Here is a 12,762-nt window from a genome sequence, read left to right as displayed (position 1 = left end):
GGGAGCCTGATCGCCGGCCGTCCGGTCGGCGCCCTGCCACACTGTCCCCGTGGCACGGGTCATCGTGGTCGGGGCGGGCGTCAGCGGGCTGAGCTGCGCGGTTCGCCTGCTCGAGGCGGGCCACCGGGTCGACGTGGTGGCGCGGGACCTGCCGCTGGAGACGACCTCCGCGGTGGCGGCCGCGATCTGGTACCCCTACCGGGCCCTCCCGCAGGACCGCGTCACCGCCTGGTCGCGCACCACGTACGACGCCCTCGCCCGGCTCGCCGAGCAGGACGGGACCGGGGTGCGGATGCTGCCCGGCACCGAGGTGCACGCGACGGCACAGGCGGACCCGTGGTGGCTGCCCGCGGTGCCCGGCCTGGAGCGGACCGGCCTGGAGCGGACCGACCGGGTCCCGGCCGGCTGGGCCGCCGGCTGGACGTTCACGGCGCCGGTGGTCGAGATGCCGACGTACCTGCGCTGGCTGACCGACCGGGTGGAGTCGCTCGGCGGCACGCTCACCCGGCTGAACCTGCGCGACCTGCCGCCCGGTGGCGACGTCGTCGTCGACTGCGCGGGCATCGGAGCCCGGCTGCTGGCGGCCGACCTGTCGGTGGTGCCGGTGCGCGGGCAGGTGCTCCACCTCGAGCAGGTCGGCCTGGACCGGTGGTGGCTCGACGGCGGCGGTGATGACCGCGGGGACGGCGCCGCCCGCCCGCCGACGTACGTCGTCCCGCGCACCGCGGACATCGTCGTCGGCGGCACCGAGGAGGAGGGCGACTGGAGCCGGACCCCGTCTCCCGAGGCGGCGGCCGAGATCCTCGAGCGCGCGACCCGGCTGGTGCCGGCGCTCGCCGGCGCCCGGGTGCTGCGACACCGGGTCGGCCTGCGTCCGGCGCGGCCCGCGGTGCGGGTCGAGCGCGTCGGCAGGGTCGTGCACTGCTACGGCCACGGCGGAGCGGGCGTGACGTTGAGCTGGGGCTGCGCGGACGAGGTGGCGCGTCTTGTCGGTACCTCGTCCGCCGATGGGGCCGCGAAGCCCTAGAGTTCCGGGCATGGGATCCGGGGGAGAGGGTGCTGTCGGCGACCCCCGGCTGTTCGCGGGCGTCTTCGAGGCCTCCCCGGACGCCATCGTCGTCACCGACGACCGCGGCACCGTCGTGGCCGCCAACTCCCGTTGCGAGGCGGTGTTCGGGCTCGCGCCCGACGACCTGGTCGGCAGTCCGGTGGAGACCCTGGTCCCCGCCGCCGCGCGAGCGGCCCACCCCGGCCGGCGGGACCGGTTCACCCGCGTCCACGGCCAACGGCCGATGGGCCTGCTCCAGCTGGCCGCGGTGCGTGCGGACGGCTCGGAGTTCCCCGCCGAGATCTCGCTGGCGCGCATCGACGTCGACGGCACGGCGTACGTCTGCGCCACCGTCCGCGACGTCACCGAGCGCCGCCGCCAGGAGCGGCAGTTCCGCGAGCTGATCGAGGCCGCGCCGGACCCGACGGTCATCGTCGACGCCGACGGCGTGGTGGTGATGAGCAACCGGCAGGTCGACCGGGTCTTCGGCTACGAGCCCGGTGAGCTGGTCGGCTGCCCGGTCGAGCGGCTGGTGCCCGAGCGGTTCCGGCACGGGCACGTCGCCCAGCGCGCGGGGTACGTCGCCGCGCCGGTGGTGCGCGGGATGGGGCAGGGCCGCGAGCTGTACGCCGTGCGCCGCGACGGCACCGAGTTCCCCGTCGAGATCTCGCTGTCTCCGATCGACACCGACGACGGCATGCTCGTCGCGGCGGCCGTCCGCGACGTCAGCGAGCGGCGGCGGATCCAGGAGACGGCCGACCGGATCCGCGAGGAGTTCCTCGCGACCGTCTCCCACGAGCTGCGGACCCCGCTCACCTCGATCGTCGGCTACGCCGAGCTGCTGGGCGACCTCGCCGACGAGGAGCTCGGCCCGCAGGCCCGGCGGATGCTCGGGGTGATCGACCGCAACGCCCGGCGCGAGCTGCGCCTGGTCAACGACCTGCTGACGCTCGCGCAGATGCAGACGGAGGAGATCGAGGTCGTCCGCGCGCCGGTCGACCTCGAGGAGGTCGTCCGTGCCGCGGTGGAGGACTCCCGGCTCGCCGCCCGCAGCCGTGGCGTGCGCGTGGTCGTCGAGGCGCGGCCGGACGAGGAGCTCGTCGTGCTCGGCGACGCCGGCCGCCTGGGGCAGGTGGTCGGCAACCTGCTGGGCAACGCGGTGAAGTTCACCGCGCCCGGCGGCCGCGTGGTGCTCACCGTCGAGCGGGCCGCCACCGGCGAGGTCGAGCTGCGCGTCGACGACACCGGGGCCGGCATGAGCCGCGAGGAGGTCGAGCAGGTCTTCGACCGGCTCTACCGCGCGCCGTCGGCCGTCCGCGACCAGGTCCCCGGCGCCGGCCTCGGCCTGCCGATCGCCCGCGCCGTCGTCGAGGCGCACGGCGGCACCATCGAGGTCCGCTCGGAGCCCGGCGTGGGGACCACCGTGGTCGTCAGGATGGCGGCAGCAGCCCGCTGAGGGCCCGCTCCTTGCGGCGGGCGATCGCCGCCGCGACGGGGATGCCGACGAGCAGGCCGACCGCCGTGCCGACCACCACGCCCCAGCCGTCGGCAGGCACCACCGCCTCGCCGAGCACGGCGAGCACCGCGACCACGACGAGCACGATCGACGCCAGCAGGACCCGGTGCACCACCTCGCCGAGGAACAGGCGGCTGAACGACGCGTCCGCGGCCCGCGCGCCGGGCCCGTCCAGCGGCAGGACCTGCACGACCGCGGAGGTCTCGATCGCCCCGTAGACGTGCGGGAAGGTCTCGGTCGTCCCCGGCGCGGGCTCCTCGACGACCGGTGCCGAGAGCCGGTCGGTCTCGACGACCAGCAGCACCAGCGGCTCCGACGCGTCGGCGTACCACCGCTCGCGGACGGCCTGCCACTGGTCGGCCCGGCTGGCGTGGATGAAGCCCTCCTCGGCCAGCGTGACGCCGTACGTCGAGGTGGTGTAGCGGCCGGTGCGGGTCGCCTCCTGCCAGTCCGCGAGCGTCGCGACGTGGAAGATGCGCATCCGCGGACCCGGCCTCAGAAGAGCCGGTGGCTGGGGTCGTCGAGCCCACGCAGGGCGTCGTAGTCGACCACCGCGCAGGCGATGCCGCGGTCGGTGGCGAGCACGCGGGCCTGGGGCTTGATCTCCTGCGCGGCGAAGATGCCGCGGACGGGGGAGAGCAGCGGGTCGCGGTTGAGCAGCTCGAGGTAGCGGGTGAGCTGCTCGACGCCGTCGATCTCGCCGCGCCGCTTGATCTCGACCGCGACGCTGGCGCCCTCGGCGTCGCGGCACATGAGGTCGACCGGACCGATCGCGGTCGGGAACTCCCGCCGGACGAGTGTCAGGCCGGGCTGGAGCGTCGCCGGGTGCTCGGCGAGCAGCTCCTGGAGGTGCTTCTCGACGCCGTCCTTCTGCAGGCCGGGGTCGACGCCGAGCTCGTGGACGGACTCGTGGAGCACCTCGTCGATGAGGATCCGCAGGGTGTCGTCGGACTTGGGGTTGGTGACCGTCCACTCGACCCGGCCGTCCTCGGTGGTGCCCTCGCGCAGCGCGCACGGCGGGGACATCCAGTTCAGCGGCTTGTAGGAGCCGCCGTCGGAGTGCACGAGCACCGAGCCGTCGGCCTTGATCATCAGCACCCGGGTGGCCATCGGGAGGTGGGCCGTGAGCCGTCCCGCGTAGTCGACCTGGCAGCGCGCAACGACGAGTCTCACGGGCGGGCAATCTACCCGTCGCCGAGACGCTTGCGGCCCGCCCGTCCCTGGGGTTGAGTGCTGGACCATGACGACCGCGCCGCTGCCGATGGCCGAGACGACCCACGGAGGCTGGCTGGGCGAGGTCGAGGAGTCGATCAACGCCGCCTTCGACCCGGTCGCGAGCGCGGTCACCAGCGTCGTCTTCTGGGAGGTGCCGCTGGGCGACTACTCCTTCCCGCTGATCGTGCTGTGGCTCGTCGCGGCGGCGGCGGTGTTCACCGTCTACTTCCGCGGCATCCAGTTCCGCGGGGTCGGCACCTCGATCGCCCTGGTCCGCGGCAAGTTCTCCCGCGCGAGCGACCCGGGCGAGGTCACGCACTTCCAGGCGCTCACCTCGGCGGTCTCCGGCACGGTGGGGCTCGGCAACATCGCCGGCGTCGGTGCGGCCGTGACGATCGGCGGACCCGGCGCGACGTTCTGGATGATCCTGGCGGGCCTGCTCGGCATGTGCACGAAGTTCGTCGAGTGCACGCTCGGCGTGAAGTACCGCGAGGTGCACGAGGACGGCACCGTCACCGGCGGGCCGTTCCGGTACCTGCCGGTCGCCTTCGAGCGCTTCGGCGCGGGCGTCTCGCGAGCCCTCACCCTGGTCTTCGCCGTGGCGCTGTTCTTCTTCGGCGCGGTGGGCGGCAACATGTTCCAGGCCAACCAGACCTTCGCGCAGGCGCAGGAGGTGACCGGCGGCGAGGACGGCTTCCTCGGCTCCGCCGGGTCGGCCCTGGTCTTCGGGATCGTGCTCGCGCTGCTGGTCGGTGCGGTGATCCTCGGCGGCATCACCAGCATCGGCGTCGTCACCTCGCGGCTGGTGCCGATGATGGCCCTCATCTACGTCGGCGCCTGCCTGCTCGTCATCGGCAGCAACGCCGACCGCCTCGGCGCGGCGGCGGGCGAGATCGTCTCCGGGGCGTTCGCGCCGGAGGGGGTCGCGGGCGGGGCGATCGGCGTGCTGATCGTCGGCTTCCAGCGCGCCGCCTTCTCCAACGAGGCGGGCGTCGGCTCGGCGCCGATCGCCCACTCCGCGGTCAAGACCCGGCACCCGGTCAGCGAGGGCTTCGTCGCCCTGCTCGAGCCCTTCATCGACACGGTCGTGATCTGCACGATGACCGCGCTGACGATCGTCATCGCCGACACCGCCTACTACTCCGAGCAGCGCGACGTGGTCGCCGGAGGCGGCGCCGTGCCCGACGGCGTACTGGTGACGTCCGACGCGTTCGAGACGTTCCTGCCGTCGTTCCCGGTCGTCCTCGCGATCGCGGTCGCGCTCTTCGCCTTCTCGACGCTGATCACGTGGAGCTACTACTCGATGAAGGCGTGGACGACGCTGTTCGGTCGTACGCCGACCAGCGAGCTGGTCTTCAAGGCGCTCTTCTGCGTCTTCACCGTCATCGGCACGGTGATCTCGTTCGGCTCGGTGGTCGACTTCGCCGATGCGATGCTCTTCGTCTGCGCGGTGGTCAACCTGCTCGCGTGCTACCTGCTGCTGCCGCGCGTGCGTGAGGAGCTGCGCGACTTCCGCCAGGGGCTCCGGTCCGGCGCCATCGCCGAGGTGCCGGCCGACGAGCGGGCGGGCTGACCGGTCGGCCCGGTCGACCGGCTCCGGGCGGTGTGACGAGCGCCTCGTCCGGCCTCCGTTCCAGGGGTTACCAGCCGGTAGCACTCGTGCCATAGTCCCGCCATGACGACGAACGAGCAGATCGCCCGGACGCTGGTCCTCCCGTACCTCAACCACGCGGTCCGGATGTTCGAGTCCGGCTACGCCTCGGCCGCCGACATCGACGCCGGCATGCGCTTCGGCTGCGGCTACCCGCAGGGCCCGCTGGCGACCGTCGACGAGCTGGGCGCCGCCACGGTGCGCGACCAGCTCGCCGCGCGGTACGCCGAGACCGGCGACCCGCTGCACCAGCCCGCCGACCTCCTCGAGAAGCTGGCCGCGAACGGCACGACCCTCGCCGAGGCGGCCCGGGGCGGCGAGCAGGCCGAGCCCCAGCTGCGCCACGAGATCGCCACGGTCGGCGTCGTCGGCACCGGCACCATGGCCTCCGGCATCGCCCAGGTCTTCGCGGCGAAGGGGTACGACGTCGTCTACGTCGGCCGCTCGGAGGAGAAGGTCGCCGGTGTCCAGGCCGCCATCGCGAAGTCGCTGGACCGCCTCGTGAGCAAGGGCAAGCTCGAGGAGTCGGAGAAGGAGGCCGTCCTCGGCCGCCTGACCGGCGCCACCTCGCGCGCGTCGCTGGCCACCGCCGACCTCGTCGTCGAGGCGATCGCCGAGGAGCTGTCGGTCAAGAAGGAGCTCTTCGCCGACCTCGACCGCATCTGCAAGCCCGGCGCGATCCTGGCCACCACCACCTCGAGCCTCCCGATCGCCGCGTGCGCCGCGGCCACGTCGCGCCCCGAGTCGGTCATCGGCATGCACTTCTTCAACCCCGCGCCCGTCATGAAGCTCGTCGAGGTCGTCACCACCGAGCAGACCGGCGCCGACGTGGACGAGACCGTCCGGGCGCTCTGCGCACGTGTCGGCAAGGTCGCGGTCTCCTGCGGCGACCGGGCCGGCTTCATCGTCAACTGCCTGCTGTTCCCCTACCTCAACGACGCGGTCAAGCTGCACGAGTCGGGCGCCGCCTCGCTCGAGGAGATCGACACCGCGATCAAGGAGGAGGCCGGTTTCCCCATGGGGCCCTTCCAGCTCCTCGACGTCGTCGGCAACGACGTGTCGCTGGCGATCGAGAAGGAGCTGCACGCGGAGTTCGGCCACGACGGCTTCGCCCCCGCCACGATGCTGGAGAAGGTCGTCGCGGACGGCCACCTCGGTCGCAAGACCGGGCGGGGCTTCCACGACTACGCCGGCTGAGGTGGGGTGCGCGTACCACCTCCAGGTGGTACGCGCACCCTTCTGGGCCGATGCATCGCCCCGGAAGCGGGTGCGGAGGCCCAGGAGTTCCGGTCCGGAGGCGGCGCGGGGCCGCGGTGAGCGGCGCCTGCGCTCGCGCGGGTCCGTACGCTGGACCCATGGGAGAGCTGCTGGTCATCCTCGCACTCATCGCGCTGGTGCTCGTCGCCGTCGGGGTCTCGAGCCGGCGCAAGCAGGCGCGTGAGCTCGAGCGGCAGCAGGCCGAGCTCGAGCCGGTCAAGAAGCTGGCGTTCGAGGACATCACCGCCCTCGGCGTCGAGCTGCAGTCCCTCGACGCCGACCTGGCGGGCCAGCCGCTGGACGCCGGCGCGAACGCCGACTACCAGCGCGCGCTCGACTCCTACGAGGCCGCCAAGACCGCGGGCGACCGGCTGAGCCGGCCCGAGGAGATCAAGCACGTCACCGAGATCCTCGAGGACGGGCGGTACGCCATGGCGTGCGTGCGCGCGCGGGTGGCCGGCGAGCCGCCCCCGGCGCGCCGCCCGCTGTGCTTCTTCGACCCGCGGCACGGGCTGTCGGTCGAGGACGTGCCGTACACCCCGCCCGGCGGCACCCGACGCGACGTACCGGCCTGCGAGCTCGACGCCGAGCGGGTCAAGGTCGGTGCGGCGCCCGACATCCGCCAGGTGATGGTCGGCTCGCAGCGGGTGCCGTACTGGCAGGGCGGTCGGGCCTACCAGCCCTACGCCGCGGGCTACTTCGGCAGCTACGCCGCGATGGACTTCATGTTCATGGGCCTCATGTTCGGCGCGTTCGGCGGCTTCGACGCCCTCGGGGAGATCGGCGAGGGCCTGGGGGAGGGCCTCGGTTCGATCGGCGAGGGCATCGGCGACATGTTCGACGGCTTCGACTTCTGAGACCGCTTCGGTGACCGGGTCGCTCCGGCGGGTGCTCGCGCTGCTGCTCGGGGCGGCCCTGCTCCTCCCGGCGGCTCCGGCGACGGGTGCGGCGCCGGAGGTCCGGCCGCTGCCGGTCGGCACGCACGCGGACTACCAGCTCGGGGGCGTGCGCCCGGTGCCCGCGAGCGTCGGGATCGTCGTGCGCGACCGCCGAGCAGAGCCGGCGGGTCGCTACGACGTCTGCTACGTCAACGCGTTCCAGACCCAGCCCGACGAGCGGCGCTTCTGGCGCGAGCGCAGGCACCTGGTGCTCCGCGAGGACGGCAGGCCGGTCACCGACGCCGCGTGGGGCGAGTGGCTGCTCGACCTGCGCACCCCGGCCAAGCGCCGGGCGCTCGCGCGCATCGTGGGCCGCTGGGTCGACCGCTGCGCGAAGGACGGCTACGAGGCGGTGGAGTACGACAACCTCGACTCGTTCACCCGCAGCCGCGGCCTGCTCCGGCGACGCCAGGCGCTCGCCTACGCGCGGCTCGTCGTGGCCGAGGCGCACGAGGCCGGGCTCGCCGCCGGTCAGAAGAACCTCGCGGGCCTCGACGGCACGAAGGTCGGCTTCGACTTCGCGGTGGCCGAGGAGTGCGAGCGCTACCGCGAGTGCGGGGCGTACGCCGCGGCGTACGGCCGTCGGGTCGTCGCGGTGGAGTACCGCGAGCGGGACTTCCGCCGCGCCTGCCGGCACTGGGGCGAGCGGCTGCCGGTCGTGCTGCGCGACCTCGCGGTGAGCCCGACCGGCGTGCGCCGCTTCTGCTGATGCCTCAGGCGTCGGCGGCCCGGCGGGCGCGGTAGGCCGCGACGGCGTTGCGGTTGCCGCAGGCGGTCGAGCAGAACCGGCGCGAGCGGTTGCGCGACAGGTCGAGCACGACCGCCTCGCAGTCGTCGTCGGCGCAGACGCCCAGCCGCGAGAGCTCGTCCGCGCGGATGACGTCGATCATCGCCATCGCGGCCTCGACGGAGATGCGGGTGGGCAGGGGCGCGTCGGAGACGACGGCGTGGAGGTGCCAGTCGAAGCGGTCGTGGCGCACCAGCTGGGGGAGCGCGCGCGCCTCGGCCAGCATCGTGTTGACCAGGTCGGCGGCGGTGTCGCGGTCGGCGGTGAGCAGGCTGCGCAGCACCGGCCGCAGCGCCCGCACCTCGTCGAGCTCGGCGCGCGTGCGGTCGCGCCGGCCGGTGAACTCGAACCGCTCGTAGAAGGCGTCGAGGTCCGCCACCGTCTCCAGGGTGTCGGGCGGCTCGGCGGTGTTGGCCAGCGTCACGGCGGCCACCAGCGACTGCTCGGTGTCATGGGCGAAGACCACGTTGACAGATTACCAGCCAGCTGCTTAGTGTCATGATCCATGAGCACGATGGCTGATGACGCCCCGGTGGTCGTCGCGGGTCCGCGGACGGCGACCGGGCTCGCGTTCGCACTGGCCTCGGCGCTCAGCTTCGGTCTCTCCGGGGCACTGGCGAGCGGGCTGCTCGACGCGGGCTGGTCGGCCGGCGCGACCGTGCTCGTGCGGGTCGGTCTGGCCGCGGTCGTCGTGCTGCCGCTGGGCCTGTGGGCGCTCGACGGGCGGTGGGACGTGCTGCGGCGCAACGCCGGCCTGGTCGTCCTCTACGGCCTGCTCGCGGTCGCCGGCGCGCAGTTCTGCTACTTCTCCGCGGTCCAGCACATGCAGGTCGGCCCTGCCCTGCTGATCGAGTACACCGCGCCGGCCGCCGTGGTCGTGTGGCTCTGGCTCCGGCACGGGCAGCGCCCCGGCCCGATCACCCTGGCCGGCGCCGGGCTCGCCGCCCTTGGCCTGGTGCTCGTCCTCGACCTGCTCTCGGGCGCCGACCTGAGTCCGGTGGGCGTCGCGTGGTCGCTGGCCGCGATGGTCGGCGCGGCGTCGTACTTCATCATCTCGGCCGACACCTCGACCGGACTGCCGCCGCTGGCGCTCGCCGCGGGCGGGCTCGTCGTCGGCTCGACGGCGCTCGGCGTGCTCGGGTTGGTCGGCGTGCTGCCGATGCGGGCCAGCACGGCGGTCGTGTCGTACGCCGACCGCGAGGTCACCTGGTGGGTGCCGCTGGTCGTGCTTGGCCTCGTCACCGCGGCCGTCGCCTACTGCACCGGGATCGCGGCCGGCCGGCGCCTCGGCTCCCGGCTGGCGTCGTTCGTGGCGCTGCTCGAGGTGGTCGCCGGGGTCGTCTTCGCCTGGCTGCTGCTCGACGAGCTGCCGCGCACGATCCAGCTGGTCGGCGGGCTGCTCGTGCTGGCCGGCGTCGTCGGCGTGAAGCTGGGCGAGCGGCAGACGGCCCGGGTCGAGCCCACACCGGCCTGAGTCAGCCCGCCCGCCGCAGCCCGGGCCGCCGGGACGAGGTCAGGCCTGGTCCTCGGCGAACCCGGCGACCACGTCGCGCAACGAGGCCAGCTGGGCGACGATCGCGTCGCGGCGCTTGGTGAGCCGGTCCAGCTCCGCGCGCACCGCGGCGGCCTCCCGCTCGGCCTCGGCCTGGCCGGTCGAGGTGATCGACTCGGCCTGGGTGCGCGCGGAGGCCACGATCTGCTCGGCCTCGCGCCGGACCCGGGCGAGCAGCGCCTCGGACTCCGACTGCGCGGTCGCCCGGTGCTCGGCGGCCTGCTTGGTGGCGGCGCGGGCCCGCTCCTCGGCGGCCGCGGCGCGCGACTCCGCCTCCTCGACCAGCCGGCGCGTCTCGGCGGTGGCGCTGTTGTGGTGGTCGGTGGCCTCGCGGGCCAGCCGCTCCTTCTCCACCGCCAGCGCGCGGCGGGCCTCCTGGACCTCGCGGTCGGCGGCGGCGCGGGCCTGCTCGACCTCGCGCTGGGCCGAGGTGCGCATCTCGGTGGTCTCCTGCTGGGCGGCGAGCCGGAGCTGGTCGGCCTCCCGGCGGGCCGAGGCCAGCAGGTCCTCGGCCTCGCCCCGGGCCAGCGAGCGCTCCTGCTCGGCGTCGGCGACCGAGCGGCTGCGCATCTCGTCGAGCTCCTTGAGCTGCACCATCCGCATGTCCTCGGCCTCGCGGGCCGCGTCGGCCCGGATCGCCTTGGCGTCGCGGTTCGCCTGCTCGAGGATCTCCGCTGCGTCGCGGCTCGCGATCGCGCGGATCTCGTCGGCCTCCTCCTCGGCCAGCCGCAGCATCGCCGACGCGCGGCCGCCCAGACCGGCGTACGACGGCTGCTCGTACTCGCGCAGCTCCTCGCGGGCCGCGGCGAGCTGCTGCTCGAGGTCGGTCGTACGCCGTTCGGCCTCCGCCACGCGCGACGTCAGCGCGGCGTGGTCGGCGAGCAGGCCGCGGAAGCGCTGGTCGACGGCGTCGCGGTCGTAGCCGCCGCGGCGGACCACCGGGAAGTCGGGTGCGGCGGTGGCCGGCGGCGGGACCGCGGGCCGGCCGGCCGCGGGGCGGGCCACGGCCGGGCGCTGCTGCGTGCGCTGGGGCGTCGGCTCGGCGCGCTGGGCCGCGGGCTGGGCGGGCGGCTGGGCAGCCGTGCGCCGGGCCGCGTCGCCCGGCGGGGGCACGGTGGGCAGGACCTGGGTCGCCTCGTCGTCGGTCGGCTCGACGTCTGCGGGCTCGCGCTCCGGGTCGTTGTTGAAGATGGACAGACCCTGGTCGCTCATCAGCTACATCCTCTGGTCGTTCGCGGTGGTGACGGCCGGACCCCCATCTTCCACGATCTCCCTGAGAGTTCTCACCTGGGTTGAGGGCGCGTCGCGGCACCGTCCGCAACCCGCGGTCGGAGACGCACGACGCCCCGCCGACCGGGTGGTCGGCGGGGCGTCGTCCGGGTCCAGCGGGAGGTCAGACTCCGCGGAAGCGGTTGATGGCGGCCTCGTGCTTGGCGCGCTTCTCGGTGTCGCGGACGCCGAGGCCCTCCTCGGGGGCGAGGCAGAGGACGCCGACCTTGCCCTGGTGCTTGTTGTGGTGCACGTCGAGGGCGGCCTGGCCGACCTCGTCGAGGGTGTAGGTCTTGGACAGGGTGGGGTGGATCTTGCCCTGGGCGATGAGGCGGTTGGCCTCGTAGGCCTCGCGGTAGTTGGCGAAGTGGCTGGACACGATGCGCTTGAGGTTCATCCACAGGTAGCGGTTGTCGTACTCGTGCAGGTAGCCGGTGGTCGAGGCGCAGGTGGTGATGGTGCCGCCCTTGCGGGTGACGTAGACGCTGGCGCCGAAGGTCTCGCGGCCGGGGTGCTCGAAGACGATGTCGATGTCCTCACCGCCGGTGAGCTCGCGGATCCGCTTGCCCAGGCGCTGCCACTCCTTGGGGTTCTGCTGGGTGCCCTCGTCGTTCCAGAACTTCCAGTTCTCCTCGGAGCGGTTGATGACCATCTCGGCGCCCATGGAGCGCACGATCTTCGCCTTCTCCTCGTTGGAGACCACGCAGATCGGGTTGGCGCCGCCGTTGAGGGCGTACTGGGTCGCGAAGCCGCCCAGGCCGCCGGAGGCGCCCCAGATCAGCACGTTGTCGCCCTGCTTCATCTGCCCGGCGTTCTTGGAGACCAGCTGCCGGTAGGCGGTGGCGTTGACCAGGCCGGGGGAGGCGGCCTCCTCCCAGGTGAGGTGGTCGGGCTTGTCCAGCAGCTGGTTGGACTTGACCAGCGCGATGTGGGCCAGGCCGCCGAAGTTGGTCTCGAAGCCCCAGATGCGCTGCTGGGGGTCCATCATCGTGTCGTCGTGGCCGGCGGGGTCCTCCAGCTCGACCGAGAGGCAGTGGGCCACGACCTCGGCGCCGGGCTTCCACTTGGTCACGCCCGGGCCGGTCTTGAGCACGACGCCGGCCAGGTCGGAGCCGACGACGTGGTAGGGCAGGTCGTGGCGCTTGGTGAGCTCCGAGAGCCGGCCGTAGCGCTCGAGGAAGCCGAAGGTGGAGACCGGCTCGAAGATCGAGGTCCACACGGTGTTGTAGTTGATGGCCGAGGCCATCACGGCGACGAGCGCCTCGCCGGGGCCGAGCTCGGGGAGCGCGACCTCCTCGACGTGCAGAGACGTGCGGGGGTCCTTGTCGCGCGAGGCGAGACCCTCGAACATGTCCACCTCGTCCTTGTGGACCGTGGCGGCGCGGTAGGACTCGGGCAGCGGCAGGTTCGCGAAGTCCTCGCTGGCGGTATCGCCGGCGAGGATGGCGTCCAGGATGTTCTGCACGGGTGCGGTCTCCTCAGGGAAGGCGGGCGGTGCGGACGGGTGGTGGGAAGATACCCACGGGTAA

The 12,762-nt window shown here is 73.6% G+C and carries 12 protein-coding genes; 7 read left to right on the top strand and 5 right to left on the bottom strand.

Annotated elements, in window-relative coordinates; translation table 11 throughout:
* Nucleotides 1–49: 49 nt before the first annotated feature.
* Nucleotides 50–1,027 (top strand): FAD-dependent oxidoreductase, encoded by a 978-nt coding sequence (locus tag G6553_RS08705; RefSeq protein ID WP_166191118.1) that lies wholly within the window; start codon nucleotides 50–52, stop codon nucleotides 1,025–1,027.
* A gap of 10 nt (nucleotides 1,028–1,037) precedes the next feature.
* A complete protein-coding gene (locus G6553_RS08700) occupies nucleotides 1,038–2,504 on the top strand; it encodes a PAS domain S-box protein (protein WP_166191116.1) in 1,467 nt (488 codons plus the stop codon).
* Here the strand turns inward: G6553_RS08700 and G6553_RS08695 are convergent.
* Nucleotides 2,479–3,045, bottom strand: a complete 567-nt coding sequence (locus G6553_RS08695) for a DUF952 domain-containing protein (RefSeq protein ID WP_166191114.1) — start codon at nucleotides 3,043–3,045, stop codon at nucleotides 2,479–2,481. The two genes, G6553_RS08700 and G6553_RS08695, sit on opposite strands and share 26 nt — an antisense overlap.
* 14 nt (nucleotides 3,046–3,059) lie before the next feature.
* Nucleotides 3,060–3,737: an endonuclease NucS gene (gene nucS / locus G6553_RS08690; RefSeq protein WP_166191112.1), complete on the bottom strand. Its 678-nt coding sequence runs from the start codon at nucleotides 3,735–3,737 to the stop codon at nucleotides 3,060–3,062.
* A gap of 67 nt (nucleotides 3,738–3,804) precedes the next feature.
* On the opposite strand from nucS, the gene G6553_RS08685 reads away from it, so the two are divergent.
* The 4 genes from G6553_RS08685 (at nucleotide 3,805) to G6553_RS08670 (ending at nucleotide 8,334) form a co-directional block, all read left to right on the top strand.
* Nucleotides 3,805–5,352 carry an alanine/glycine:cation symporter family protein gene (locus G6553_RS08685; RefSeq protein ID WP_166191110.1) on the top strand — a complete coding sequence of 516 codons (1,548 nt, stop codon included), beginning with the start codon at nucleotides 3,805–3,807 and terminating at the stop codon, nucleotides 5,350–5,352.
* A gap of 102 nt (nucleotides 5,353–5,454) precedes the next feature.
* Complete coding sequence (locus G6553_RS08680) at nucleotides 5,455–6,627, top strand: 3-hydroxyacyl-CoA dehydrogenase NAD-binding domain-containing protein (RefSeq protein WP_166191108.1); 1,173 nt, start codon at nucleotides 5,455–5,457, stop codon at nucleotides 6,625–6,627.
* 158 nt (nucleotides 6,628–6,785) lie between these two features.
* A complete protein-coding gene (locus G6553_RS08675; RefSeq protein WP_166191106.1) occupies nucleotides 6,786–7,544 on the top strand; it encodes a hypothetical protein in 759 nt (252 codons plus the stop codon).
* 10 nt (nucleotides 7,545–7,554) lie between these two features.
* Nucleotides 7,555–8,334 (top strand): endo alpha-1,4 polygalactosaminidase, encoded by a 780-nt coding sequence (locus G6553_RS08670; RefSeq protein WP_166191104.1) that lies wholly within the window; start codon nucleotides 7,555–7,557, stop codon nucleotides 8,332–8,334.
* Nucleotides 8,335–8,338: 4 nt separating this feature from the next.
* Here G6553_RS08670 and G6553_RS08665 read toward each other — a convergent pair whose 3' ends face one another.
* On the bottom strand, nucleotides 8,339–8,878 hold the full coding sequence (locus G6553_RS08665) for a CGNR zinc finger domain-containing protein (RefSeq protein ID WP_166191102.1): 540 nt from the start codon (nucleotides 8,876–8,878) through the stop codon (nucleotides 8,339–8,341).
* A 39-nt stretch (nucleotides 8,879–8,917) separates the two neighbouring features.
* Here G6553_RS08665 and G6553_RS08660 point away from each other — a divergent pair, with 39 nt between their 5' ends.
* Entirely contained in the window at nucleotides 8,918–9,886 is a 969-nt protein-coding gene (locus tag G6553_RS08660; protein ID WP_166191100.1) for a DMT family transporter, read from the top strand.
* Nucleotides 9,887–9,925: 39 nt separating this feature from the next.
* Here G6553_RS08660 and G6553_RS08655 read toward each other — a convergent pair whose 3' ends face one another.
* The gene (locus G6553_RS08655; RefSeq protein WP_166191098.1) at nucleotides 9,926–11,176 is read right to left on the bottom strand and encodes a hypothetical protein; all 1,251 of its coding nucleotides are present in this window, start codon (nucleotides 11,174–11,176) and stop codon (nucleotides 9,926–9,928) included.
* A 181-nt stretch (nucleotides 11,177–11,357) separates the two neighbouring features.
* Nucleotides 11,358–12,698, bottom strand: coding sequence for a crotonyl-CoA carboxylase/reductase (ccrA, locus tag G6553_RS08650; RefSeq protein ID WP_166191096.1), 1,341 nt, complete (start codon nucleotides 12,696–12,698; stop codon nucleotides 11,358–11,360).
* Between the last annotated feature and the right edge of the window lie 64 nt (nucleotides 12,699–12,762).

Source organism: Nocardioides sp. IC4_145 (assembly GCF_011250565.1).
Classification (GTDB): domain Bacteria; phylum Actinomycetota; class Actinomycetes; order Propionibacteriales; family Nocardioidaceae; genus Nocardioides.
Note: the sequence above shows the minus strand (reverse complement) of the source record. Positions and strands in the feature narration are given on the sequence as shown.

What these genes read in the sequence shown, in the direction of transcription:
- G6553_RS08655 (WP_166191098.1), bottom strand. Translation starts at nt 11,176, where the DNA reads ATGAGCGACCAGGGTCTGTCCATCTTCAACAACGACCCGGAGCGCGAG.
- G6553_RS08695 (WP_166191114.1), bottom strand. Translation starts at nt 3,045, where the DNA reads ATGCGCATCTTCCACGTCGCGACGCTCGCGGACTGGCAGGAGGCGACC.
- G6553_RS08675 (WP_166191106.1), top strand. Translation starts at nt 6,786, where the DNA reads ATGGGAGAGCTGCTGGTCATCCTCGCACTCATCGCGCTGGTGCTCGTC.
- G6553_RS08685 (WP_166191110.1), top strand. Translation starts at nt 3,805, where the DNA reads ATGACGACCGCGCCGCTGCCGATGGCCGAGACGACCCACGGAGGCTGG.
- G6553_RS08700 (WP_166191116.1), top strand. Translation starts at nt 1,038, where the DNA reads ATGGGATCCGGGGGAGAGGGTGCTGTCGGCGACCCCCGGCTGTTCGCG.
- G6553_RS08660 (WP_166191100.1), top strand. Translation starts at nt 8,918, where the DNA reads ATGAGCACGATGGCTGATGACGCCCCGGTGGTCGTCGCGGGTCCGCGG.
- G6553_RS08680 (WP_166191108.1), top strand. Translation starts at nt 5,455, where the DNA reads ATGACGACGAACGAGCAGATCGCCCGGACGCTGGTCCTCCCGTACCTC.